The organism is Rivibacter subsaxonicus (assembly GCF_004217215.1).
Taxonomy (GTDB): Bacteria; Pseudomonadota; Gammaproteobacteria; order Burkholderiales; family Burkholderiaceae_C; genus Rivibacter; species Rivibacter subsaxonicus.
In genome coordinates this window covers 478,009-500,584 of sequence record NZ_SHKP01000006.1, presented here as the reverse complement: position 1 = coordinate 500,584, position 22,576 = coordinate 478,009, and the positions used below count along the sequence as shown (strand labels likewise).

General features: G+C 69.0%; 24 protein-coding genes. 11 read left to right on the top strand and 13 right to left on the bottom strand.

Features of this window, described 5'->3' with window-relative positions; genetic code table 11:
- Positions 1 to 216 precede the first annotated feature (216 nt).
- From rho to EV670_RS12260, 4 genes are all read left to right on the top strand, one after another.
- Entirely contained in the window at positions 217 to 1,485 is a 1,269-nt protein-coding gene (gene rho / locus EV670_RS12275) for a transcription termination factor Rho (RefSeq protein WP_130432452.1), read from the top strand.
- Positions 1,486 to 1,651: 166 nt separating this feature from the next.
- On the top strand, positions 1,652 to 1,918 hold the full coding sequence (locus EV670_RS12270; protein WP_130432450.1) for a type B 50S ribosomal protein L31: 267 nt from the start codon (positions 1,652 to 1,654) through the stop codon (positions 1,916 to 1,918).
- A gap of 151 nt (positions 1,919 to 2,069) precedes the next feature.
- Positions 2,070 to 3,728, top strand: coding sequence for a hypothetical protein (locus EV670_RS12265; RefSeq protein ID WP_130432448.1), 1,659 nt, complete (start codon positions 2,070 to 2,072; stop codon positions 3,726 to 3,728).
- A complete protein-coding gene (locus tag EV670_RS12260; protein ID WP_242616937.1) occupies positions 3,725 to 5,107 on the top strand; it encodes an MATE family efflux transporter in 1,383 nt (460 codons plus the stop codon). Before EV670_RS12265 ends, EV670_RS12260 begins: the two co-directional genes overlap by 4 nt.
- Positions 5,108 to 5,114: 7 nt before the next feature.
- Here EV670_RS12260 and phoR read toward each other — a convergent pair whose 3' ends face one another.
- The 7 genes from phoR to pstS form a co-directional block, all read right to left on the bottom strand.
- Complete coding sequence (gene phoR, locus EV670_RS12255) at positions 5,115 to 6,491, bottom strand: phosphate regulon sensor histidine kinase PhoR (RefSeq protein WP_130432446.1); 1,377 nt, start codon at positions 6,489 to 6,491, stop codon at positions 5,115 to 5,117.
- 67 nt (positions 6,492 to 6,558) lie between these two features.
- A complete protein-coding gene (phoB, locus tag EV670_RS12250; RefSeq protein WP_130432444.1) occupies positions 6,559 to 7,260 on the bottom strand; it encodes a phosphate regulon transcriptional regulator PhoB in 702 nt (233 codons plus the stop codon).
- A gap of 13 nt (positions 7,261 to 7,273) precedes the next feature.
- Positions 7,274 to 7,981: a phosphate signaling complex protein PhoU gene (phoU, locus tag EV670_RS12245; RefSeq protein WP_130432442.1), complete on the bottom strand. Its 708-nt coding sequence runs from the start codon at positions 7,979 to 7,981 to the stop codon at positions 7,274 to 7,276.
- Positions 7,982 to 8,000: 19 nt separating this feature from the next.
- Complete coding sequence (pstB, locus tag EV670_RS12240) at positions 8,001 to 8,786, bottom strand: phosphate ABC transporter ATP-binding protein PstB (protein WP_130432440.1); 786 nt, start codon at positions 8,784 to 8,786, stop codon at positions 8,001 to 8,003.
- A gap of 16 nt (positions 8,787 to 8,802) precedes the next feature.
- Entirely contained in the window at positions 8,803 to 9,675 is an 873-nt protein-coding gene (gene pstA / locus EV670_RS12235; RefSeq protein WP_130432843.1) for a phosphate ABC transporter permease PstA, read from the bottom strand.
- Between the two features lie 82 nt (positions 9,676 to 9,757).
- Complete coding sequence (pstC, locus tag EV670_RS12230; RefSeq protein WP_130432438.1) at positions 9,758 to 10,780, bottom strand: phosphate ABC transporter permease PstC; 1,023 nt, start codon at positions 10,778 to 10,780, stop codon at positions 9,758 to 9,760.
- A gap of 105 nt (positions 10,781 to 10,885) precedes the next feature.
- Positions 10,886 to 11,929: a phosphate ABC transporter substrate-binding protein PstS gene (gene pstS / locus EV670_RS12225; protein WP_130432436.1), complete on the bottom strand. Its 1,044-nt coding sequence runs from the start codon at positions 11,927 to 11,929 to the stop codon at positions 10,886 to 10,888.
- A gap of 242 nt (positions 11,930 to 12,171) precedes the next feature.
- Here pstS and EV670_RS12220 point away from each other — a divergent pair, with 242 nt between their 5' ends.
- The 6 genes from EV670_RS12220 (at position 12,172) to EV670_RS12195 (ending at position 16,086) form a co-directional block, all read left to right on the top strand.
- A complete protein-coding gene (locus EV670_RS12220; RefSeq protein ID WP_130432434.1) occupies positions 12,172 to 12,651 on the top strand; it encodes a fasciclin domain-containing protein in 480 nt (159 codons plus the stop codon).
- A gap of 107 nt (positions 12,652 to 12,758) precedes the next feature.
- On the top strand, positions 12,759 to 13,934 hold the full coding sequence (locus EV670_RS12215; protein WP_165393310.1) for an ABC transporter substrate-binding protein: 1,176 nt from the start codon (positions 12,759 to 12,761) through the stop codon (positions 13,932 to 13,934).
- A 66-nt stretch (positions 13,935 to 14,000) separates the two neighbouring features.
- Positions 14,001 to 14,339, top strand: coding sequence for an ArsR/SmtB family transcription factor (locus EV670_RS12210; protein ID WP_130432430.1), 339 nt, complete (start codon positions 14,001 to 14,003; stop codon positions 14,337 to 14,339).
- 39 nt (positions 14,340 to 14,378) lie between these two features.
- A complete protein-coding gene (locus EV670_RS12205; RefSeq protein WP_130432428.1) occupies positions 14,379 to 14,840 on the top strand; it encodes an ArsI/CadI family heavy metal resistance metalloenzyme in 462 nt (153 codons plus the stop codon).
- A 41-nt stretch (positions 14,841 to 14,881) separates the two neighbouring features.
- Positions 14,882 to 15,400, top strand: a complete 519-nt coding sequence (locus tag EV670_RS12200) for an arsenate reductase ArsC (RefSeq protein ID WP_130432426.1) — start codon at positions 14,882 to 14,884, stop codon at positions 15,398 to 15,400.
- 5 nt (positions 15,401 to 15,405) lie between these two features.
- A complete protein-coding gene (locus EV670_RS12195; protein WP_130432424.1) occupies positions 15,406 to 16,086 on the top strand; it encodes an aquaporin in 681 nt (226 codons plus the stop codon).
- 4 nt (positions 16,087 to 16,090) lie between these two features.
- On the opposite strand, the gene glmM is transcribed toward EV670_RS12195, so the two are convergent.
- The 4 genes from glmM to EV670_RS12175 all read right to left on the bottom strand — a co-directional run bounded on the left by glmM (position 16,091) and on the right by EV670_RS12175 (position 21,089).
- Positions 16,091 to 17,428 carry a phosphoglucosamine mutase gene (gene glmM / locus EV670_RS12190; protein ID WP_130432422.1) on the bottom strand — a complete coding sequence of 446 codons (1,338 nt, stop codon included), beginning with the start codon at positions 17,426 to 17,428 and terminating at the stop codon, positions 16,091 to 16,093.
- Entirely contained in the window at positions 17,425 to 18,294 is an 870-nt protein-coding gene (folP, locus tag EV670_RS12185; RefSeq protein WP_130432420.1) for a dihydropteroate synthase, read from the bottom strand. Before folP ends, glmM begins: the two co-directional genes overlap by 4 nt.
- 67 nt (positions 18,295 to 18,361) lie before the next feature.
- The gene (ftsH, locus tag EV670_RS12180; protein WP_130432418.1) at positions 18,362 to 20,275 is read right to left on the bottom strand and encodes an ATP-dependent zinc metalloprotease FtsH; all 1,914 of its coding nucleotides are present in this window, start codon (positions 20,273 to 20,275) and stop codon (positions 18,362 to 18,364) included.
- A gap of 139 nt (positions 20,276 to 20,414) precedes the next feature.
- A complete protein-coding gene (locus EV670_RS12175) occupies positions 20,415 to 21,089 on the bottom strand; it encodes an RlmE family RNA methyltransferase (RefSeq protein WP_130432416.1) in 675 nt (224 codons plus the stop codon).
- A 32-nt stretch (positions 21,090 to 21,121) separates the two neighbouring features.
- On the opposite strand from EV670_RS12175, the gene EV670_RS12170 reads away from it, so the two are divergent.
- Positions 21,122 to 21,604 carry a YhbY family RNA-binding protein gene (locus EV670_RS12170; protein ID WP_130432414.1) on the top strand — a complete coding sequence of 161 codons (483 nt, stop codon included), beginning with the start codon at positions 21,122 to 21,124 and terminating at the stop codon, positions 21,602 to 21,604.
- Here EV670_RS12170 and EV670_RS12165 read toward each other — a convergent pair.
- Entirely contained in the window at positions 21,593 to 22,051 is a 459-nt protein-coding gene (locus EV670_RS12165) for a DUF4149 domain-containing protein (protein WP_242616936.1), read from the bottom strand. The genes EV670_RS12170 and EV670_RS12165 overlap by 12 nt on opposite strands.
- 5 nt (positions 22,052 to 22,056) lie before the next feature.
- The gene (greA, locus tag EV670_RS12160; protein WP_130432412.1) at positions 22,057 to 22,539 is read right to left on the bottom strand and encodes a transcription elongation factor GreA; all 483 of its coding nucleotides are present in this window, start codon (positions 22,537 to 22,539) and stop codon (positions 22,057 to 22,059) included.
- Positions 22,540 to 22,576: the final 37 nt, after the last annotated feature.

Sequence of the window (22,576 nt, the reverse complement as noted above, 5' to 3'; positions counted from 1 at the left end):
GCTTGCCCGAGTCCCACGCGTCAAAGCCCTCCGCGCTGCCCAGAGCGCGCGGATTCGGCCCCTACCCCAAAGAACGACCCCTCCGGCACGAGGCCGCCGTACCAACGGCCGCAAGTGCCGCTCTTGCGTCGGAACGAGCGCGCCGCCTGGCCGCTGGTCCCGATCGCCCCCGGTGGCGCCGCCGCGCGGCTGCCACGTCTGAATGAAGGTGCGTCCATGCATCTATCCGAACTCAAAGTCCTCCACATCGCCGAGCTGGTCAAGATGGCCGAAGAGCTCGAGATCGAGAACGCCAGTCGCCTGCGCAAGCAGGAGCTGATGTTCGCGATCATGAAGAAGCGCGCCAAGCTGGGCGAGCAGGTCTTCGGCGACGGCGTGCTCGAAGTGCTGCCTGACGGCTTCGGCTTCCTGCGCTCGCTCGACAGCAGCTTCCTCGCCAGCACGGACGACATCTACCTGTCGCCGAGCCAGATCCGCCGCTTCAACCTGCACACCGGCGACATGATCGAGGGCGAGGTGCGGGTGCCCAAGGACGGCGAACGCTACTTCGCTCTCGTCAAGGTCGATGTCGTCAACGGCATCACGCCCGAGGAGAACAAGCAGAAGATCATGTTCGAGAACTTGACGCCCTTGTTCCCCAAGGAGCAGTTCAAGCTCGAGCGTGACTCGGTCAAGAAGAGCGAGGAGAACATCTCCAGCCGCATCATCGACCTCATCGCGCCGATCGGCAAAGGCCAGCGCGCGCTGCTGGTCTCGCCGCCCAAGAGCGGCAAGACGGTGATGATGCAGCAGCTCGCGCACGCGATCGTCGCCAACCACCCCGACGCGCACCTGATCGTGCTGCTGGTCGACGAGCGGCCCGAGGAAGTGACCGAGATGCAGCGCACCGTGCGCGGCGAGGTCATCAGCTCGACCTTCGACGAGCCGGCCGCGCGCCACGTGCAGGTCGCCGAGATGGTGATCGAGCGCGCCAAGCGCCTAGTCGAGCTCAAGAAGGACGTCGTGATCCTGCTCGACTCGATCACCCGCCTGGCCCGCGCCTACAACAACGTGCTGCCGAGCTCGGGCAAGGTGCTGACCGGCGGCGTCGACGCCAACGCGCTGCAGCGCCCCAAGCGCTTCTTCGGCGCCGCGCGCAACATCGAGGAAGGCGGCTCGCTGACCATCATCGGCACCGCGCTGGTCGACACCGGTTCGCGCATGGACGAGGTGATCTACGAGGAATTCAAGGGCACCGGCAACTGCGAGATCCATCTGGACCGCCGCATGGCCGAGAAGCGCGTCTACCCCTCGATCCTGATCAACAAGTCGGGCACCCGGCGCGAAGAGCTGCTGCTGCAGCCCGAGATCCTGCAAAAGACCTGGATCCTGCGCAAGCTGCTCTATCCGATGGACGAGATCGAGGCGATGGAGTTCATCCTCGACAAGATGAAGGCCACCAAGACCAACCTCGACTTCTTCGACATGATGCGAAGAGGCGGTTGAGTCGGTGGCCGGCCGGTGCCGCGGCGCTGCCCCCCGGAGCCCCTTGTTGCCAGGCATCAGGGGGGCTTCTTCGTTTCAGGCTATAATTGCAGGCTTTCCCGCACTCCCGGAAAGTGCGCCACGCAGGGTGGCGTGGCTCCCGGAACAGCTCCCAGCGAGGACCCCCATGAAAGACGGCATTCACCCCAACTATCGCGACGTCTGCTTCGTCGACCTGAGCAACGGCTTCAAGTTCGTCACCCGCTCGGTCCTGAACTCGCGCGAGACCATCAAGATGGACGACGGCCGCGAACTGCCGCTGTTCAAGCTCGAGACCTCGAGCGAGTCGCACCCGTTCTACACCGGCACGCAGAAGAGCGTGGACAACCTCGGCGGTCGCGTCGAGAAGTTCCGCAACAAGTTCGCGGGCCTGGGCGTCGGCACCAAGAAGTAAGAGCACCCGCTCGATGCAGGAAGGCAGCCTCGGCTGCCTTTTTTGTTGCCCGCCCCTCGCAAGCCCCGGTGTGGCACCGGCCGACTTTGGGCAAGATGCGGGACGGCTCCGGCATCGCCCGACGGCCCCTGCTGATCCGCTGCTGCCTCCCTTGAACACCCCCACTCCCGCCCTCGTTCCACAACGCGCCGCGGAACGCCTGCCGCGCATCCCGCTGCTGCTGCTGTGCGCGGCCTACGTGCTGCCGGGACTGTTCGGGCGCGACCCCTGGCGCAGCGCCGATGTCACCGCCTTCGGCTACATGGCGAGCATCGCGCGCGGCGCCAGCGCCTGGTGGGCGCCTTCGCTCGGCGGCCTGCCGGCCGATGGCGCGCTGCTGCCCTCGGCGCTCGGCGCGGCATCGATCCACCTCTTCGGTGGCTGGCTCGGCGCGCCGCTGGCGGCCCGGCTGCCGTTTGCGCTGTTGCTGGTCGGGGTGCTGATCTGCACCTGGTACGCGGCCTTCCACCTGGCCCGTACCGAGGCCGCGCAGCCGGTGGCCTTCGCCTTCGGTGGCGAGGCCAAGCCGGTCGACTACGCACGCGCGATCGCCGACGGCGCCTTGCTCGCCCTACTGGCCACGCTCGGCCTGCTGCAACTGGGCCACGAGACCACGCCAGAGCTGACCCAGTTGTTCGGCGGCGCGCTGTTCCTCTACGCCATGGCCGCGGCGCCCTGGCGGGCCCGGGCCGCGCGCCTGGCCGTGATCGTCGCCCTGCCGGTGATGGCGATGAGCGGAGCACCGGTCATCGCGCTGGCGCTAGCCGCGGCCGGCCTGCTGATCTGCCTGCGTTCGCGCTACGCCCAGGCCCGCGCCTTTGCGCCCTGGCTGTTCGGCGCGGCGCTACTGGCAGCCGCGCTCGCCTCGCTGCTCGGGCAGTGGGCCTGGCGCCTGGAGGCGCCGCGCGGCCTGTGGCAGCCACTGCAGCTGTTGCTGTGGTTCGCCTGGCCGGCCTGGGCGCTGGCCGGCTGGACGCTGTGGCGCTGGCGCGCCCACCGCTTCCATCGCCACATCTCGATCCCGACGCTGGGCGCGCTGGTGCCGATGGTCGCCAGCCTCGCGCTCGGCGGCTCCGACCGCGCGCTGCTACTCGCACTGCCGCCGATGGCGGTGCTGGCCGCCTTCGCGCTGCCGACGCTGCAGCGCAGCCTGTCGGCGGCGATCGACTGGTTCTCGGTGTTCTTCTTCAGCCTGGCCGCACTCGGCGTCTGGGTGTTCTATCTCTCGCTGCGCACCGGCGTGCCGGCCAAGCCGGCCGCCAACGTGATGAAGCTGGCGCCGGGCTTCGTGCTGGAGCGCGACTGGCTGGCGCTGCTGCCCGCGCTGGCCGCCACCCTGGCTTGGGCGCTGCTCGTGCGCTGGCGCACCGGGCGCCATCGCCATCCGCTGTGGAAGAGTCTGGTGCTGCCAGCCGGTGGCGTCTCGCTGGTCTGGCTGCTGGTCATGACGCTGATGCTGCCGCTGATCGACTACGCGCGCAGCAACCGGGCGCTGATCGAGCGCATCGCGACCCATGTGCCGGCCGGCGGATGTGTGGCTGCGCCTGGCGCCGACCGGGCATTGATCGCCTCGCTCGAGACCCAGGGCGGCTGGCATGTGGTCGCCGATCCGGCCAACCCCGAACAGTGCCCGTACATGGTGATCGAGCGCTCGCCGCGCGAGCCGGGCGCCACCGAGCGCAAGGGGTGGACGCGGATCGCCAGCGAGCGTCGCCCCACCGATCGCGAAGACCGCGTGCACGTGTTCCGTCGCGGCGCCGCCGCGTCGTGAGCGCGACAGCCGAAGTGGCGGCGTTGCCGGCGGCGCGCCGCCCGGCGCTCGCGATCGCGCGCCACGCGGCCTCGATCCTGGTCGGCCAGCTCGCGGTCATCGGTTTCGCGGTCGCCGACGCGGTGATGGTCGGGCGCCACGACAGCGTCGACCTGGCCGCGCTCTCGATCGGCGCCGCGGTCTACGTCAGCGTCTACATCGGCGTCACCGGCGTGGTGCAGGCCCTGATCCCGATCGTCGGCCACCACCACGGCGCGCGCGACCAGGACGGCGTGCGGCGCAGTTTCCAGCAGGGCGTCTGGCTGGCGCTGATGCTGGCGCTGCTGGGCTTTGCGCTGCTGCAGTGGCCGCAACCTCTGCTCGACCTGACCCAGGCCGAGCCGGCAGTGCTCGAGCGCGCCCGCGCCTACCTCGGCTGGCTGGCCTGGGCGCTGTGGCCGGCGCTGCTGTTCCGGGTCTACAGCTCTTTCAACCTCGGGCTCTCGCGACCCTGGTTCGTCACCGCGCTGCAGCTCGGCGCGCTGCTGCTCAAGGTCGCGCTCAACGCCTGGCTGATCGGCGGCGGGCTCGGCGTCCCGGCACTCGGTGTCGTTGGCTGCGCGGTGGCCACGCTGCTGATCCAGCTCGCGCTGGTCGCCACCGGCGGCCTGATGCTCGCGCGCCACGCCGCGTACCGCTCGCTGCAGCTGTTCAGTCCCTGGTCGCGACCGCACGGCCCGACGCTGCGCGAGCTGTTGCGGCTGGGCATACCGGCCGGCGCCAGCGTGTTCTTCGAGGTCACCGGCTTCACGCTGATGGCGATCTTCATCGCACGCCAGGGCACCACCGCACTGGCCGCGCACCAGATCGCGGTCAGCCTCGGCAGCGTGATCTACATGCTGCCGCTGTCGATCGGCATCGCCACCGGGGCGCTGGCCGCGCAGGCGCTCGGCGCCGCCAACGCCGGGCTGGCGCGGCGCATCTGCGTGCAGGGGCTGGCGCTGGCACTGTGCTGCGCGCTGCTGCTTGGCCTGGTGCTCGGCTTCGGACGCGAATCGGTAGCGTCGCTCTACAGCCGCGACGCCGCGGTGCTCGCGCTGGCCGCGCCGCTGCTGCTACTGGTGGCCGCGATGCAACTGCTCGACGCGACCCAGTGCGTGGTCTCCTTCGCGCTGCGCGCCTATCGCGTCGCTGTGCTGCCGGCGATCGCCTACGCGCTCGGGCTCTGGGGCATCGGCATCGGCGGCGGACGCTGGCTGGCGGCCAACCCGCCGCCCGGCTGGCCCGCGATGCTGTCGGGGCCGGGCGCGTTCTGGTTCATGAACATCGTCGCGCTGGCCGCCGTCTGCGCGGTGCTGGTGCCGCTGCTGCAGCGGGTGTCGCGCCGCGCGCGCGACTGAGGCCGGCTCAGGCCGCCGGCGGCATCGCGGCCTCGACCGCGTTCGGCAGCCGGCGCGGATCGGGCGCCGGCTCGAGGAAGCGCACCCGCGGCGCCGGGAACAGGATGCGGAAGGTCGAGCCCTTGCCCGGCTCGCTGGCGATCTCGAGCAGGCCGCCATGGCGCTGCGCCACATGCTTGACGATCGACAGCCCGAGGCCGGTGCCGCCGGTGTCGCGCGAGCGGCTGCCGTCGACGCGGTAGAAGCGCTCGGTCAGGCGCGGCAGGTGCTCGCGCCCGATGCCGACGCCGTTGTCGCGCACCGTGAACTCGCCCGCACCTTCAGCGGCCAGGCGCCAGCCGATCTCGATGCGGCCGCCCTCGGGCGTGTAGCGCACCGCGTTGTTGACGAGATTGGCCAGCGCGCTGAGCAGTTCGCTCTCGGCGCCCGCGATCTGCAGCGCATCGTCGACGCTGTCGACCTCGATCTGGTGACGCCCCTTCGACAGGGCCCGCGCGTCGCTGCCGACCTGCCCGAGCAGCTTGGCGACCGAGACCCAGCGGTCGGCCGGCGGTCGCGGGCTGCCCTCGAGATGGGCCAGCGTCAGCAGGTCCGCCACGAGGCTTTGCATGCGCTGCGTCTGCTGCGTCATCAGGCCGAGCACGCGCTTGCGCTCGACCTCGGTCAGCGGCAGGTTGCTCATGGTCTCGATGAAGCCGGCCAGCACCGTCAGCGGCGTGCGGATCTCGTGCGAGACGTTGGCGACGAAGTCGCGTCGCATCCCGTCGGCGCGCTCGCGCTCGGTGATGTCCTGCGACAGCACCAGCAGCTGGCCCTCGCCGTAGGGCCGCACCAGCACCGACAGCGAGAGGTCGCCGCGCGGGCCGGTGAACTGCACCGACTCCTCGAAGCGCCCGCCCTGCAGGTAGGCGACGAAGGCCGGCGCCCGTACCAGGTTGGTCACGCGCTGCAGGCGGTCGCGCTGCGGGTCGAGGCCGAAGTGATCGGCGGCGACCGAGTTGCACCACTCGATCTGCTCGCCGCCATCGAGCAGCAGCACGCCGTTGGGCGAGGCCTCGATCGCGGCGAGGAACTGCGCCAGCCGCGTCTTCTCCTGGCTCGCGCGCTGCTCGCGCGCCTTCAGCGAGCGCTCGATCAGGTAGGCGATCTCACCCCAGAAGCCCGGGTCGCGCGGCGCCAGCGTCTGCTGCGAGCCGCGCAGCCAGGCCAGCAACCGCACGCCGCGCAGCGTGTCGATGATCGCCAGCAGCGCCACCGCCAGCGCGGCGCCGAGCAGCATGCTCAGCATCGGCGCGTGGGCCGGGCTGCCGAGCGCATAGCCGAGCGCCGCGCCCACGGCCAGCGCAACCAGCCCGGCGACGATCCGTGGCAGCAGCCATTCCATGCCGGTCATTGTCCGAGGTTCCTGCGCTGGCCGTCGCGCGCCGCGGGCCGCGGCGCGCGAAGCTCGCTCAAGCCTGCAGCGCGCCGGCCTGCTGCGTCAGCCGGTAGCCGGCGCCGCGCACGGTCTCGATCATCGAGCTGCAGCCCGAGGGGCTCAGCGCCTCGCGCAGCCGCTTGACGTGGACGTCGACCGTGCGTTCCTCGATGAACACATGGTCGCCCCAGACCCGGTCGAGCAGCTGGGCCCGGCTGTGCACCCGCTCCGGGTGGGTCATGAAGAAATGCAGCAGGCGGAACTCGGTCGGCCCGACCTTGATGTCCTGCTCGCCGCGGCTGACGCGGCGCGTGGCCGGGTCGATCTTCAGCGGCCCGAGTTCGACCGCGCTGTCGAGCGCCTCCGGCGCGCGCCGGCGCAGCACGGCGCGGATGCGCGCCATCAGCTCCTGGGTCGAGAAGGGCTTGGTCAGGTAGTCGTCGGCGCCGGCATCGAGGCCGTGGATCTTGTCGCCCTCGTCGGCACGCGCGGTCAGCATGATGATCGGCAGCTCGCGCGTGCGCGTCTCGCCGCGCCAGCGCCGTGCCAGTTGCAGGCCGCTGGCGCCGGGCAGCATCCAGTCGAGGATCACCAGATCGGGCAGCACGCGATCGACCTCGCTCTGGGCCTGGTCGGCGCTGGCCGCCAGCGTCACCTCGTAGCCCGCATGACGCAGGTTCAGCGAGATCAGCTCGGCGATCGCCGACTCGTCTTCAACCACCAGAACTAGACTCATTCAGTGCTCCGCCTCACTTGGCCAGAGACTCGATCGTCTCCACCGGGTTGTGGCGGACGTCGGTTCCCTTGACGATGTAGATGATCTGTTCGGCCAGGTTCTTGGCGTGGTCGCCGACGCGCTCGATCGCCTTGGCCACGAACACCAGGTCGATCGCCGCGCCGATGGTGCGCGGGTCTTCCATCATGTAGGTGATCAGCTTGCGCATCAGGCCGTCGAACTCCTGGTCGATCTGGTTGTCGTCCTTGATGACTTCGACCGCCTTCTCGGTGTCGAGCCGGGCAAAGGCATCGAGCGCCTTGCGCAGCGAGGCGGTGGCCAGGCTGCATTCGTAGCTGAGGTCGGCCACCGGCTTCAGCAGCCGGCTCGAGACGCCGGTGTTGATCAGGCGCTGCACGGTGCGCGCGATGCGCGCTGCCTCGTCGCCGACCCGCTCGAGGTTGCCGATGGTCTTGCTGACCGCGATCAGCAGCCGCAGGTCGCGCGCGGTGGGCTGGCGGCGGGCAATGATGGTCGAGAGATCGCGGTCGATCTCGATCTCCATCTGGTTGACCCGGTTCTCCTGCACCAGCACCTGGGCCGCGGTCTCGCTGCTGAAATTGGCCAGCGCGTAGACCGCCTGCGCCACCTGGGCCTCGACCAGCCCGCCCATCTCGAGCACGCGGGTCGAGATGCCGGCCAGTTCGGCGTCGAACTGGGTCGAAAGATGCTTGTCGGTCATGTCGTTCTCTCCCCAACGTTCAGCCGAAGCGGCCGGTGATGTAGTCCTCGGTGTCCTTCTTCTTCGGCTTCATGAAGAGTTCCGAAGTCGGCCCGAACTCGATCAGGTCGCCGAGGTACATGTAGGCCGTGTAGTCCGAGCAGCGTGCCGCCTGCTGCATGTTGTGGGTGACGATCAACACCGTGTAGTCGTTCTTGAGTTCGTGGATCAACTCCTCGATCTTGCCGGTCGAGATCGGGTCGAGCGCCGAGCAGGGCTCGTCGAGCAACAGCACCTCGGGCTTGATCGCGATGCCGCGCGCGATGCACAGCCGCTGCTGCTGGCCGCCCGACAGACCCGAGCCGCTCTGCTGCAGCTTGTCCTTGACCTCGTTCCACAGCGCCGCCTTCTTCAGCGCCCACTCGACGCGCTCGTCCATCTCGACGCGCGGCAGGTTCTCGAAGAGCTTCACACCGAAGGCGATGTTGTCGTAGATCGACATCGGGAACGGCGTCGGCTTCTGGAACACCATGCCGATCTTGGCGCGGATCAGCGAGACGTCTTCCTTGCTCTGCAGGATGTTGTCGCCGTCGAGCAGGATCTGGCCCTCGGCGCGCTGCTCGGGGTAGAGCTCGAACATGCGGTTGAAGCAGCGCAGCAGCGTGCTCTTGCCGCAACCGGATGGGCCGATGAAGGCCGTGACCTTGCGCTCGGCGATCTCGAGATTGATGTTCTTCAGGGCGTGGAAATGCCCGTAGTAGAAGTTCAGGTTGCGCACCGAGAGCTTGGACTTCTCGGTCACGGGCAGTTCGACTTTGGTGTCCATGGTCGGAGCCTTGGGTTCAATGCTTGTTGCGCAGGAAGACCCGCGCCAGGATGTTCAGCGCCAGCACGCCCATCGTGATCAGGAAGACGCCGGCCCAGGCCAGCTTCTGCCAGTTCTCGTAGGGGCTCATCGCGAACTTGAAGATCGTCACCGGCAGGCTCGCCATCGGCGCGCTCAGGTCGGAGGTCCAGAACTGGTTGCTCAGCGCGGTGAACAGCAGCGGCGCGGTCTCGCCGGAGATGCGCGCCAGCGCCAGCAGCACGCCGGTGATCACGCCGGCGCGCGCTGCCTTGAGCGTGACCGACAGGATCACCTTCCACTTCGGCGTGCCCAGCGCGTAGGCCGCCTCGCGCAGCGCGTTGGGAATCAGGCGCAGCATGTCCTCGGTGGTGCGGACCACGACCGGGATCACGATCAGCGTCAGCGCCAGGATGCCGGCCCAGCCCGAGAAGCTCTTGAAGCGCGACACCACCACCGCATAGATGAACAGGCCGATCACGATCGACGGCGCCGACAGCAGGATGTCGTTGATGAAGCGGGTCAGCTCGCCGAGCCAGCCCTTCTGGCCGTACTCGCCGAGGTAGACGCCGGACATGATGCCGACCGGCGTGCCGATCAGCGTGGCCAGTCCCACCATCAGCAGCGAGCCCGCGATCGCGTTGGCCAGCCCACCGGTCTCGGCCTGCGGCGGCGGGGTCATCTCGGTGAAGATCTGCCACTCCAGTCCGCCGATGCCGAGCCGGATCGTGTCGAACAGGATCCAGCCCAGCCAGAACAGGCCGAAGGCCATCGCCGCCATCGACAGCGTCAGCGCGATCACGTTGATGCGCTTGCGGCTGCGATGCTTGGCCAGCTTCGATTCGTGCTCAGCGTCGCGCGGCTTGCTCATGACGATGCTCATTGGTACCCCCTTGGCGCTGCGCACCGTCCCCCCAGGGGGGAATGAGCCCCTTCGGGCGGCCGTGCGGGGCTCATGACCGCGTCCCCTCGTTCTTGCGAAGCTGCATCAGCATCAGCTTCGACAGCGAGAGCACGACGAAGGTGATGAAGAACAGCACCAGGCCCAGGTAGAGCAGCGAGGCCTGGTGCAGGCCTTCCTGCGCCTCGGCGAACTCGTTGGCCAGCGCCGAGGTGATGCTGTTGGCGGCCTGGAACAGGCTCAGCGAGTCGAGCTGGTTGAAGTTGCCGATGACGAAGGTCACCGCCATCGTCTCGCCGAGCGCGCGGCCGAGGCCGAGCATGATGCCGCCGATGACGCCGCTCTTGGTATAGGGCAGCACGACCTTGGACACCACCTCCCAGGTCGTCGAGCCCAGGCCGTAGGCCGACTCCTTGAGCAGGGGCGGCGTCACGTCGAACACGTCGCGCATCACCGCGGCAATGAACGGGATGATCATGATCGCCAGGATGATGCCGGCCGACAGGATGCCGATGCCCACCGGCGGACCCGAGAACAGCGTGCCGAGCACCGGTGTGTCGCCGAACGCGGCCTGCAGCGGCTGCTGCACGTAGGTGGCCAGCACCGGCCCGAAGGCGAGCAGGCCCCACATGCCATAGACGATCGACGGCACCGCGGCGAGCAGTTCGATCGCCGTGCCGAGCGGCCGCTTGAGCCACGCGGGCGACATCTCGGTGAGGAACAGCGCGATGCCGAAGCTGACCGGCACCGCGATCAGCAGGGCGATGATCGAGGTGGCCAGCGTGCCGTAGATCATCACCAGGCCGCCGAACTTCTCTTCGACCGGGTCCCAGGTGGTGGTCCAGAGGAAGGGCAGCCCGAATTCCTTGATCGCCGGCCAGGCGCCGATGAGCAGCGAGCCGATGATGCCGGCCAGCATCGCCAGCGTCACGAGCGCCGCACCATGTGCCAGCGCGGAGAAGACCGCATCGGCCCAGGGCGCGACCATGCGCCGCTGTGGCGGACGGCCCTGGGGCGCAGACCGTTCCATGATTTTCTTGTGCTCGTTGGGGGTCGCGGGCAGTGTAGCGGCCATGGCGCCTCCTCCTTCGCGGTGCGGGGCGACGCGCGGCGTCACCCGAAGATCGACCGGTGCCCGCTAGCGGGCACCGCGGCTACAGAAGCTCGAAGCGCAGCCGGCTTACTTGTAGGCAATCGTCTTGCCCGCCGGGTCCTTGAGGTTGTCGGCCCACTGCTTGCGCACCAGATCCTTGACGTTGGCCGGCAACGGCACGTAGTCGAGGTCATCGGCCATCTTGTCGCCCTGGCCGTAGGCCCAGTCGAAGAACTTCAACGTGCTCGCCGCGCTGGCCGGCTTCTCCTGCTGCTTGTACATCAGGATGTAGGTCGCGCCCGAGATCGGCCAGCTCTCCTTGCCCGGCTGCTCGGTCAGGATTTGGTAGAAGCTCTTGTTCCAGTCCGCACCCGCGGCCGCTGCCTTGAAGGCACTGTCACTCGGCGCAACGAAGCCGCCTTCCTTGTTCTTCAGCAGCACGTGCGACATCTTGTTCTGCTTGGCGTAGGCGTACTCGACATAGCCGATCGAGTTGGGCAGGCGCGTAACGAAGGCCGAGACGCCCTCGTTGCCCTTGCCGCCGGCGCCGGTCGGCCAGTTGACCGCGGTGCCCTCACCCGCCTTGGCCTTCCACTCCGGGTTCACCTTCGAGAGGTAGTTGGTGAAGATGAAGGTTGTGCCCGAGCCGTCGGCGCGGCGCACCACGGCGATCGGTGCATCGGGCAGCGGCACGCCCGGGTTCAGCGCCGTCAGCGCCGGGTCGTTCCACTTGGTGATCTTGCCGAGGTAGATGTCGCCCAGCACCTCGCCGGTCATCTTGATCTGGCCCGGCGTGATGCCCTTGATGTTGACCACCGGCACCACGCCGCCGATCACGGTCGGGAACTGGATCATGCCGTCCTTGGCCAGTTCGTCGTCCTTGAGCGGCATGTCAGTGGCGCCGAAGTCGACCGTCTTGCCCTTGATCTGGCGGATGCCCGCGCCGGAACCGACCGACTGGTAGTTGATGCGCGCGCCGGTCGCCTTGTTGTAGGCGTCGGCCCACTTGGCGTAGATCGGCGCCGGGAAGGTCGCACCGGCGCCGGTCACGTCCTGCGCCAGGGCGGCTGCGCTCAGCGCGAGGCCGAGCCCGGTGGCAACGAAGGTCGAGCGGATCAGGGAAAGACTCATGAACGGTCTCCGGGTAGCTGAAGCTTGGATGGGCGGATTCTGGTGCCCGCTTGTGACGGCTCTATGACATGAATCGCCGGCGCCACCGGGCTCTGCCACACGCACGCCACGCGTGACAGCCGATTCACGAAACCGTCACCGAAGCGTCACGACAGCTTCCTAAGCTCCCGGCGGTCAAGAGTCGCCATGCCGAGCCGGCGCGGCGACCCGGCAACCCCACCCGATTGGAGTCATTGCACATCATGAACAAGAGCACCTGGCTGATCGCCTGCGCCACCCTCCTCGCCCTGGCCGGCTGCGCCTCGACCCCGGCGCCCAAGACCATCGCCGACGTCGCCGCGACGACGCCCGAGCTGTCCACCCTCGACGGCCTCATCAAGCAGGCCGGCCTGACCGACACGCTCAAGGGCACCGGCCCCTACACGGTCTTCGCGCCGACCAACGCCGCCTTCAAGGCGGTTCCGGCCAAGACCCTGGAGTCGCTCGGCAAGGATCCTGAGGCGCTCAAGGGCGTGCTGCTGTTCCACGTCGTGCCCGGCACCGTGATGGCCGCCGACGTCAAGCCCGGCAACGTGAAGACGGCGCAGGGCGCCAACATCGCCGTGTCGAAGGCGGGCACGATGGTGACCGTCGAGGACGCGGTGGTCGAGAAGGCCGACATCCGGGCCAGCAACGGCGTGGTGCATGAGGTCGACCGCGTGCTGATGCCGCCGAAGAAGTAGGTTATCCGCCACGGCCGTGCGCCGCGCCGGCGCCGGTCCGTTCAAGAATGAATATCGAGGGCACGCCACCGGACGGTGAGCGTGCCCCGTCCGTCGTTGAGGAATCCATGAACCAAGAACTAGAGAACCGCCCGCGTGGCGGCCTGCGCCGACGCGACTGGCTGGCAGGTCTGGGCGGCCTGCCGCTCGGTGCCGGCCTCCTCGGCGCCGCCGCGTCCAGCCCGGCCCAGGCCCAGCCGCGCACCAGCCGGCCGCTGCGCGTGGCGCAGCTGCTCGACGTTTCGACCGAGCAGCAGGAGCTCTCGCGCGACTACTCGACCGGCCTTCGCATTGCCGTCGCCGAGCTCAATCGCGGCGGCCGTCCCTGGCAACTGATCAGCATCGAGTGCGATGGCTCCAAGCCCTCGCTCGACGCCGCGGTCCAGCGTCTGCGCGAGGATGGCTCGATCGCGATGCTGATCGGCACCGCCGGCGAGCGGCTCGCGCTCGAGAGCGCGGCCGCCCTGCGACGCGATGGCGTGGCGATCGCCCAGGTCGGACCCTGGGCCTCGGACACGCGTGCCGAGGACGACCCGGCCGTGCTGCCGCTGTTTGCCTCGCGCGAAGACCAGCTGCGCCGCGCGATGCAGGACCTGGGCTCGATGGGCGTGCTCGACATCGGCGTCGTCTACTCGAGCGCCCGCGAGCGGCAGGCACTGGCGCCCGGCGTCGAGTTGCTGGGCACGCGCCTGAAGCTGCGCACGCGCAGCTTCGTGGCTCCGGCCGGGGCCGACTTCGCCGCCTGGGGCGCGAAGATCGCGGGCGACTCGCCGGTGGTCATGCTCTTCCTCGGCGGCTCACCCGAGCTGGCGCGCCTGACCCAGGGCATCGCCAGCGCCGGCCGCCAGCGCTACGTCGTCAGCCTGGCCGACGTCGACCTGCCGACGCTGATGCAGCTCAGCCCGGCGCGCAGCGTGCCGCTGATCCTGACCCAGGTGGTGCCGAACCCGCAGACCTCGGTCCACCCGGCCGTGCGCAGCTACCGCGCGTTGCTCAAGGAACTCTACGAGGAAGCGCCCTCGCACCTGAGCCTGGCCGGCTACCTGGCCGGGCGCTACGCGGCGCAGGTGGTCGGCCGCTTCGACGCCGCGCCGCCGTCGCGCGCCGAGTTGCTGGCCGCCTTCCAGCGCCGTCCGGGCGCCGACGTCGGTGGCTTCCAGGTCAGCTTCGCCAACGAGGCCCGGCGCGGTAGCAGCTTTGTCAGCCAGACGATGCTCACGGCCGACGGACGACTGCTCGGCTGAGCGCCAGGTCGGCGCGGATCGGTCATCGGTCTTGCAAGACTTTTATATTTCCACCATACTGGAAGTATGGATTCACAGATCACCGAAGACGCCGTGGTGCGCGCCCTCGCGGCGCTGGCCCAGCCGGCCCGCCTGCGTGCCTTTCGCGAGCTGGTCGTCGCCGGTCCGACCGGGCTCAACCCGGGCGTGCTGGCCGAGCGGCTCGAGATGCCGGCGACCACCCTCTCCTTCCACCTGAAGGAACTGGTCGGCGCCGGCCTTGCGCAGGCCGAGCGCGACGGCCGCTTCCTGATCTACCGCGCCGGCTTCGGCCAGATGAACGCGCTGCTGGGCTACCTGACGGCCCATTGCTGCGAGGGCGCGAGCTGCGAACTGGCCGATGCCGACAGCCGCTGCGCCTGCTGAACGACACCCGATCCTTCCAACCACAAGACGGAGCCTGCGATGCGACGCTTCCACGTTCACCTTCATGTCGATGACCTGCCGCGCAACCTCGCCTTCTACAGCGCGATGTTCGGCACCGGGCCGGCCCGCGTCGAGGCCGACTATGCGAAATGGATGCTCGAGGACCCGCCGCTCAACTTTGCGATCTCGACGCGTGGCAGCCAGCCCGGCATCGACCACCTCGGCATCCAGGTCGACAGCAGCGAGGATCTCGCGCACCTTCAGGCGCAGGCCCGCAGCGCCGACCTGGCGCTGCTCGACGAGGGCGAGACCACCTGCTGCTACGCGCGCAGCGAGAAGCACTGGCTGACCGACCCGCAGGGCCTGGCCTGGGAGCACTACCACACGCTCGACAGCATCCCGGTGTTTCGCGAGGCCGGGGCGAGTTGCGCGCCGGCCGCGGCCGAGCGCGGCAAGCCGGTGTCGATTCCGGTACGCGCCGGCGGCGGCAACTGCTGCTGATCCCGCGCGCGATCCCTGCCCCGTTCCTGCCTTCGCCAACCATGAACTCCAACGACCGCCCGCTCAACGTGCTGTTCCTGTGCACGCACAACTCGGCCCGCAGCATCCTGGCCGAGGCCTGCCTCAACCACATCGGCCGCGGCCGCTTTCGCGCCTTCTCGGCCGGCAGCCAGCCGCGCAGCGCACCCAACCCGCTGGCGCTGCGCGCGCTCGAAGAGGCCCGCATCGCCACCGACGGGCTGAGCAGCAAGACCTGGGACGTGTTCGGCGCCGCCGACGCGCCACAGATGGATCTCGTGATCACGGTCTGCGACAACGCCGCCGGTGAGACCTGCCCCTACTGGCCAGGCCAGCCGGCCACCGCGCACTGGGGCTATGCCGATCCCTCGGCCACCGAGGGCAGCGAAGAGGAACGGCTGGAGGCCTTCCGCCGCACGCTGATCGCGATCCGGCAGCGACTCGAACTGCTCGTTAACCTGCCGCTGACGTCGCTCGACCGGCTCGCGCTGCAGACCCGGGTGCGCGGCATGACGGCGCCCGACACGACCACCACGGCGTGAAGGCCATGCATGCCGCCCGCGCCGACCTCCAGGCGCTGCGGGCGGTCGGCGCCGAGGCGCTGGGCACCATGGCGCTGCTGGCAATCGTGATCGGCTCGGGCGTGATGGCCGAGCGCCTGGCCAGCGGCAACGACGCCGTCGCGCTGCTGGCCAACACGCTGGCCACGGTGCTCGGGCTGATGGTGCTGATCGAGTTGCTGGGGCCGGTCAGCGGCGCCCACTTCAACCCCGCCGTCACGCTGGTGCAGGCAGCGCGCGGTGCGCTGCCACGCGGCCGCGCCCTGCCCTACGTCGGCGCGCAACTGCTGGGTGCGGCCGCCGGCGCCTGGCTCGCGCACGCAATGTTCGATCTGCCGATCCTGCAGTTCTCGACCAAGCTGCGCGACGGTCCGGGCCAATGGCTGGCCGAGGGTGTGGCCAGCGCGGGCCTGCTGCTGGTGGTGCTACGTGCGACGCCGCAGCGGGCAGCCACGCTGGTGGCCGCGTGGATCGGCGCCGCCTACTGGTTCACCGCCTCGACCTCGTTCGCCAATCCGGCCGCCGCGTTTGGGCGCATGTTCAGCGACAGCTTTGCCGGCATTGCGCCGGCCAGCGTGCCCGGCTTCGTGCTGGCGCAGTTGGCCGGTGCGGCAGTCGGCTTGGCGCTGCACCGCGCGCTGGGGCCGACCCGAACAGCAGCGGGCTGAGCGCTCAGCCGGCGCGCGCCGCCTCGGCCAGCCGTTCGGCGCCGCGCGCGGCAAGCGCGGCGTCCTGCGCCTCGACCATCACCCGCAGCAGCGGCTCGGTGCCCGAGGCGCGGATCAGCACCCGGCCGTGGCGGCCCAGCTCGGCCTCGACCTCGGCCTGAGCGGCGGCCAGCCCGCTGTTGCGCTTCCAGTCCTGCTCCGGGCGCAGTCGCACGTTGAGCAGGGTCTGCGGGAACAGGTTCAGGCCCTCGAGCAACTGCGCCAGCGTGCGGCCCGAGCGCGACATCGCCTGCAGCACCTGCAGCGCGCTGACGATGCCATCGCCGGTGCTGTGCTTGTCGAGCGCAATCAGGTGGCCCGAGCCCTCGCCGCCGAGTTGCCAGCCGCGCGCCAGCAACTCCTCGAGCACGTAGCGGTCGCCGACCTTGGCGCGCACGAAGTCAACGCCGAGCGCGCGGATCGCCTGCTCGACCGCGAGGTTGGTCATCAGCGTGCCGACCGCGCCCTTGACCGGCAGGCCCTCGGCGAGCCGGTCCTTGACCATGAGGTAGAGCAGTTCGTCGCCGTTGAACAAACGACCCTCGGCGTCGACGATCTGCAGCCGGTCGGCGTCGCCGTCGAGCGCGACGCCGAGGTCGGCACGGTGCTCGCTGACCGCGGCGACCAGTGTCCGGGGATGCGTGGCACCGACGCCATCGTTGATGTTGAAGCCGTCGGGCTTGACGCCGATCGCCACCACGTCGGCACCGAGTTCGTGGAACACGGAGGGCGCCACCTGGTAGGCGGCGCCGTGGGCGGCGTCGACCACCAGCTTCATGCCGCGCAGCGAGAGATCGCCGCCGACGGTGCTCTTGCAGAACTCGACGTAGCGGCCCTGGGCATCGTCGAGCCGGCGCGCCTTGCCGAGGTTGCGCGAATCGGCCCATTGCGGCGCCTCGTCGAGCGCGGCCTCGACCGCCAGTTCCCATTCGTCGGGCAGCTTGGTGCCGCGCGCCGAGAAGAACTTGATGCCGTTGTCGGCGTAGGCGTTGTGCGAGGCGCTGATCACCACGCCCAGGCTCAGGCGCAAGGCACGCGTGAGATAGGCCACGCCGGGGGTCGGCAGCGGGCCGGTCAGCAGCACGTCGACGCCGGCCGAGGCAAAACCGGCCTCGAGCGCCGACTCGAGCATGTAGCCCGAGATGCGCGGGTCCTTGCCGATCAGCACCGTGGGCCGCGCATCCTTGCTCTTGAGCACGCGGCCGACCGCATGACCCAGGCGCAGCACGAAGTCGGCGGTGATGGGGGGCTGGCCGACCGTGCCACGAATGCCGTCGGTACCGAAGAATCGTCTGCTGCTCATGGGAGCGGATTGTGCCGCGCCGTCTTGGTGCCCAGTCCGGCGGCGTGCCACACCTTCAGCGCATCGACGGTTGCCGCCACGTCGTGCACCCGCACGATGCGCGCACCGCGTTGCACCGCGGCCAGTGCGGCGGCGACGCTGGCGACCAGCCGATCGCCCATTTCGCGGCCGGTCAGCTTGCCGAGCGAGCCCTTGCGCGACCAGCCCGCCAGCAACGGCAGACCGAGTGCGAGCAACTCCTCCTGCCGCTCGAGCAGCGTCCAGTTGTGAGCGTTGGTCTTGCCGAAGCCGATGCCGGGATCGAGCGTGATGCGCTCGGGCACCACACCGCGCGCGCGCAGCGCGTCGGCGCGCTCGCGCAGGAAATCGCGCACCTCGGCGACCAAGTCGTCGTAGCTCGGATCGAGCTGCATCGTCTTCGGCTCGCCGCGCATGTGCATCAGGCACACGCCGCAGGACGGATGCGCGGCGACGATCGCCTCGGCGCCGGGCGCGCGCAGCGCGTTGATGTCGTTGACGACGTCGACGCCAAGATCGAGCGCGGCGCGCATCAGCTCGGGCTTGTAGGTGTCGATCGAGATCGGAACACCGAACTTCAGCGCGCCCTCGAGCACCGGCAGCGCGCGCGCCATCTCGGCCGCGAGCGGCACCGGTTCGGCACCCGGACGGCTCGATTCGCCGCCGATGTCGAGGATGTCCGCACCCTCCCGAAGCAGCCGTTCGCAATGCGCCAGCGCAGCGGCGCTGCTGGCATGGTGGCCACCGTCGGAGAAGGAGTCCGGCGTGACGTTGACGATGCCCATCACGCGCGGGCGCGACAGGTCGATGCGAAAGCGGCTGGTCTGCCAGTACGGTGCGTCGGACATCGCCGCAGCCTAGCGCAAAAGCAACGGGGCCCCGCTGGGGCCCCGTCACTGGTTCGAGTCAAGGGACTCAGGCCGTCGCCGTCGCGCCATCGGTGTTGACCGGCGGCACGCTGCCACCACCACCGGCCGGCTTGTTGCTCGACGAGGTCCAGTCCTTCGGCGGCCGCGGCGGCTTGCCGCCCATGATGTCGTCGATCTGGTCGGCGTCGATGGTCTCCCACTCGAGCAGCGCCTTGGCCATCGCGTGCATCTTGTCCTGGTTGTCCTCGATCAGCTGGCGGGCCTGGGTGTACTGCTCGTCGATGATCCTGCGGATCTGCTTGTCGACCTTCTGCATCGTCTCTTCGGAGACGTTGACCTGCTTGGTGATCGAGCGGCCGAGGAAGACCTCGCCCTCGTTCTCGGCGTAGACCATCGGACCCAGTTCGTCGGTCATGCCGTAGCGCGTGACCATGTCGCGTGCGATCGCGGTGGCGCGCTCGAAGTCGTTGCTGGCGCCGGTGGTCATCTGATGCATGAACACCTCTTCGGCGATGCGACCGCCGAACAGCACGCTGATGGTGCTGAGCATGCGCTCCTTGTCCATGCTGTAGCGGTCGCCTTCGGGCAACTGCATCGTCACGCCGAGCGCACGGCCGCGCGGGATGATCGTGACCTTGTGGACCGGATCGGTCTTGGGCAGCATGCGCGCCACCAGCGCATGACCGGCCTCGTGGTACGCGGTGTTGCGGCGCTCCTCCTCGGGCATGATCATCGACTTGCGCTCGGGGCCCATCATGATCTTGTCCTTGGCCTTCTCGAAGTCGACCATCTCGACCACGCGCGCGCTTCGGCGGGCCGCAAAGAGCGCCGATTCATTGACCAGGTTGGCGAGGTCGGCGCCCGAGAAGCCGGGCGTGCCGCGGGCAAGAATGTCGGCCCGCACGTCCTGGCCGATCGGCACCTTGCGCATGTGCACGTTGAGGATCTGCTCGCGGCCGCGCACGTCGGGCAGCGTCACGTAGACCTGGCGGTCGAAGCGCCCCGGGCGCAGCAGCGCCGGATCGAGGATGTCGGGCCGGTTGGTCGCCGCCACCACGATCACGCCGAGGTTGGTCTCGAAACCATCCATCTCGACCAGCATCTGGTTGAGCGTCTGCTCGCGCTCGTCGTTGCCGCCGCCGAGGCCGGCACCGCGATGGCGGCCGACCGCGTCGATCTCGTCGATGAAGATGATGCAGGGCGCGTTCTTCTTGGCCTGCTCGAACATGTCGCGCACGCGCGCGGCACCGACACCGACGAACATCTCGACGAAGTCGGAGCCCGAGATGCTGAAGAACGGCACCTTGGCCTCGCCGGCGATCGACTTGGCCAGCAGCGTCTTGCCGGTTCCCGGCGGGCCGACCATCAGCACGCCGCGCGGAATGCGGCCGCCGAGCTTCTGGAACTTCTGCGGGTCCTTGAGGAAGTCGACCAGTTCCTTGACCTCTTCCTTGGCCTCGTCGCAGCCGGCCACGTCGGCGAAGGTCACCGCGTTGTTGGTGTCGTCGAGCATGCGGGCGCGGCTCTTGCCGAAGCTGAACGCCCCGCCCTTGCCGCCACCCTGCATCTGGCGCATGAAGTAGACCCAGACGCCGATCAGCAGCAGCATCGGGCCCCAGGACAGCAGCAGCGTCATCAGGACCGAGGGTTCCTCGCGCGCCTTGACGTCGAACTTGACGCCGTTGTTGATGAGGTCGCCGACCAGGCCGCGGTCGAGGTAGGTCGCGGTGCTGCGGATCTGCTTGCCATCGGTGGTCGTGGCGCGGATCTCGGTGGTGCCGGTGCCGGATTCCTGGAGCACGACGCTCTGGATGCGTTTGCCGCGCACCTCGTCGAGGAACTCGGAGTAACCGATCTGGCCGCTACCGACCGCCGTGCGGTCGAACTGCTTGAACACGGTGAACAGCACGAGGGCGATCACCAGCCAGACAGCGACCTTTGAAAACCATTGGTTATTCACCGCGGCTCCTTGAGAACAGACAAAAACGCGTTTACTGCGCGGTATATGTGGCCGATTCTAGGCCAGTCAAGGGCACCGAGGCGGTTTCACCACGATGGCGCTTGCCTCTGGTAACGATAGGACGCAGCCTCAAAAGGGCTCACCGACCCTTGAGACCGATGCCGACCAGGAAGGTTTCGGCCGACTTGTCACGAGATGCCTTCGGCTTGATCGCCTTGACCACGCGGAAGGTGCGCTTGAAGGACTCGACGATCTGGCTGTAGCCGCTGCCGTGGAAGACCTTGACGACCAGCGCGCCCCCCGGCTTGAGGTGATCGACCGAGAACTCGACCGCCAGTTCGATCAGCCCGGCGATGCGCGCCGAATCCGAGGCGGCGATCCCCGACAGGTTGGGCGCCATGTCCGACACGACCACGTCGACCGGACGACCACCGACGGCTGCCTTCAGGCTCGCCGCCACCTCGTCGTCGTGAAAGTCGCCCTGGATGAACTGCACGCCCTCGATCGGATCCATCGGCAGCAGGTCGAGCGCGATGATGGTGCCGTCCAGCGCCCCGACCGCCGCGCCGCCGATGCCGGCCGCCTTGGGCGCAAAGCGCCGGCGCAGGTACTGGCTCCAGGCGCCGGGCGCGCTGCCGAGGTCGACGACGACCTGGCCCGGCCTGAACAGGCCGAGCGCCTCGTCGATCTCCTTGAGCTTGTAGGCCGCGCGCGCGCGGTAGCCCTCCTTGGCGGCGAGCTTCACGTAGGGGTCGTTGACATGGTCGTTGAGCCACGCCTTGTTGACCTTCTTGCTTTTGGTCTGGACTTTCATCTTTGCTCTGCTGTCGCGTCGATAATACGGGCATGACTGCCATTGCCCTCACGCCTGCCCAACGCAAGGTCCACCGTTCCGACGCCCATCACCTCGATCCGGTCGTGATGATCGGCGCCGACGGGCTGACGCCCGCGGTCGTCAAGGAGACCAACGTGGCGCTCAAGGCCCATGGCCTGATCAAGCTGCGCGTGTTCTCCGACGATCGCCCGGCGCGCGAGGCGATGCTGGCCGAACTGGCCGACAAGCTCGACGCCGCGCCGATCCAGCACATCGGGAAGCTGCTGGTCCTTTGGCGGCCAATCCCGCCCAAGGAAAAGGTCGAGGACGAAAAGCGCAAGGCCGGCCCGCGCGTGGTCAAGGTGCTCAAGTTCTCCAAGAGCGGCAACCACCGGGCCCAGGTCAAGAAGCTCACCATCCTGGGCAACGAACGCCTGACGCCGGGCGGCACCGTCAAGCGTGCCAAGCCGGCACGCCAGGTCAGCGCCAAGAAGCGCTCGAGTTCAGTCGAGTGAATCCCGGCGGGCAACCCGCCAGGCCAAGGCCAGCACCAGCAGCGCCTTGAGGCCGAACAGGCCGGCCGAGGCCATGTGCAGCGTCGCGAACGAGAAGGCGCCCTGCCCGGCCCGCGCCGCCTGCAGCATTGGCTGCAGCGCGAAGTAGCCGGCCACCGTGCAGAACAGCGCCCCGAGCACCAGCCCGAGTTCGACGCTGAACACCGAGCCGGTACCCGCCGCAGCCATTGCGCGCGCCCGGCGGCGTTCGACGAAGTACAGCAGCACCGACAGCGCCAGGCTCAGGTAGGCCTCCTGCGCGAAGACCCGTGCTACCACGCGGCCAGCGTCGGCCGGCTGCAGCGTCGCAAAGGGCGCCGGCGCCGCGATCAGGCCGACACACAGCAGGATGCCGGCCCACAGGCCGGGCACCAGGATGCGAAGTCGTGCTTGCAGGCTGGCGCTCACGCGGATCAGACGTAGCGCACGCCGGTGATCTCGTAGCTGCGCACGCCGCCCGGGGCCTGCACCTCGGCCACGTCGCCGACGCGCTTGCCGATCAGCGCGCGCGCGATCGGCGAGCCGATCGAGATCAGGCTCAGCTTCAGGTCGGCCTCGTCCTCGCCGACGATCTGGTAGGTCAGCGCCTTGCCCGATTCCTCCTCCTCGAGGTCGACCGTGGCGCCGAAGACCACGCGGCCACCGGCGTTGTCGGCCAGCGAGGCCGGATCGATGACCTTGGCCGCGGCCAGCTTGCCCTCGATCTCGAGGATGCGGCCCTCGATGAAGCCCTGCTTGTCCTTGGCCGCCTCGTACTCGGCGTTCTCGCTCAGGTCGCCCTGGGCCCGCGCTTCGGCGATGGCCTGGATCACGGCGTGGCGGTCCACGCTCTTGAGGCGCTGCAGTTCCTGCTTCAGGCGCTCGGCGCCGCGCGTGGTCAGCGGGATCATGCTCATGGTCTTCAGCTCTCGTCGTCTCGTCTTGTCGGGTCAG

Bases quoted from the DNA above. Each gene is read 5' to 3' on its own strand.
- rho (WP_130432452.1), top strand. From the start codon at position 217: ATGCATCTATCCGAACTCAAAGTCCTCCACATCGCCGAGCTGGTCAAG.
- EV670_RS12270 (WP_130432450.1), top strand. From the start codon at position 1,652: ATGAAAGACGGCATTCACCCCAACTATCGCGACGTCTGCTTCGTCGAC.
- phoR (WP_130432446.1), bottom strand. From the start codon at position 6,491: ATGGAATGGCTGCTGCCACGGATCGTCGCCGGGCTGGTTGCGCTGGCC.
- phoB (WP_130432444.1), bottom strand. From the start codon at position 7,260: ATGAGTCTAGTTCTGGTGGTTGAAGACGAGTCGGCGATCGCCGAGCTG.
- phoU (WP_130432442.1), bottom strand. From the start codon at position 7,981: ATGACCGACAAGCATCTTTCGACCCAGTTCGACGCCGAACTGGCCGGC.
- pstB (WP_130432440.1), bottom strand. From the start codon at position 8,786: ATGGACACCAAAGTCGAACTGCCCGTGACCGAGAAGTCCAAGCTCTCG.
- pstA (WP_130432843.1), bottom strand. From the start codon at position 9,675: ATGAGCAAGCCGCGCGACGCTGAGCACGAATCGAAGCTGGCCAAGCAT.
- pstC (WP_130432438.1), bottom strand. From the start codon at position 10,780: ATGGCCGCTACACTGCCCGCGACCCCCAACGAGCACAAGAAAATCATG.
- pstS (WP_130432436.1), bottom strand. From the start codon at position 11,929: ATGAGTCTTTCCCTGATCCGCTCGACCTTCGTTGCCACCGGGCTCGGC.
- EV670_RS12220 (WP_130432434.1), top strand. From the start codon at position 12,172: ATGAACAAGAGCACCTGGCTGATCGCCTGCGCCACCCTCCTCGCCCTG.
- EV670_RS12215 (WP_165393310.1), top strand. From the start codon at position 12,759: ATGAACCAAGAACTAGAGAACCGCCCGCGTGGCGGCCTGCGCCGACGC.
- EV670_RS12210 (WP_130432430.1), top strand. From the start codon at position 14,001: ATGGATTCACAGATCACCGAAGACGCCGTGGTGCGCGCCCTCGCGGCG.
- EV670_RS12205 (WP_130432428.1), top strand. From the start codon at position 14,379: ATGCGACGCTTCCACGTTCACCTTCATGTCGATGACCTGCCGCGCAAC.
- EV670_RS12200 (WP_130432426.1), top strand. From the start codon at position 14,882: ATGAACTCCAACGACCGCCCGCTCAACGTGCTGTTCCTGTGCACGCAC.
- EV670_RS12195 (WP_130432424.1), top strand. From the start codon at position 15,406: ATGCATGCCGCCCGCGCCGACCTCCAGGCGCTGCGGGCGGTCGGCGCC.
- glmM (WP_130432422.1), bottom strand. From the start codon at position 17,428: ATGAGCAGCAGACGATTCTTCGGTACCGACGGCATTCGTGGCACGGTC.
- folP (WP_130432420.1), bottom strand. From the start codon at position 18,294: ATGTCCGACGCACCGTACTGGCAGACCAGCCGCTTTCGCATCGACCTG.
- EV670_RS12175 (WP_130432416.1), bottom strand. From the start codon at position 21,089: ATGAAAGTCCAGACCAAAAGCAAGAAGGTCAACAAGGCGTGGCTCAAC.
- EV670_RS12170 (WP_130432414.1), top strand. From the start codon at position 21,122: ATGACTGCCATTGCCCTCACGCCTGCCCAACGCAAGGTCCACCGTTCC.
- greA (WP_130432412.1), bottom strand. From the start codon at position 22,539: ATGAGCATGATCCCGCTGACCACGCGCGGCGCCGAGCGCCTGAAGCAG.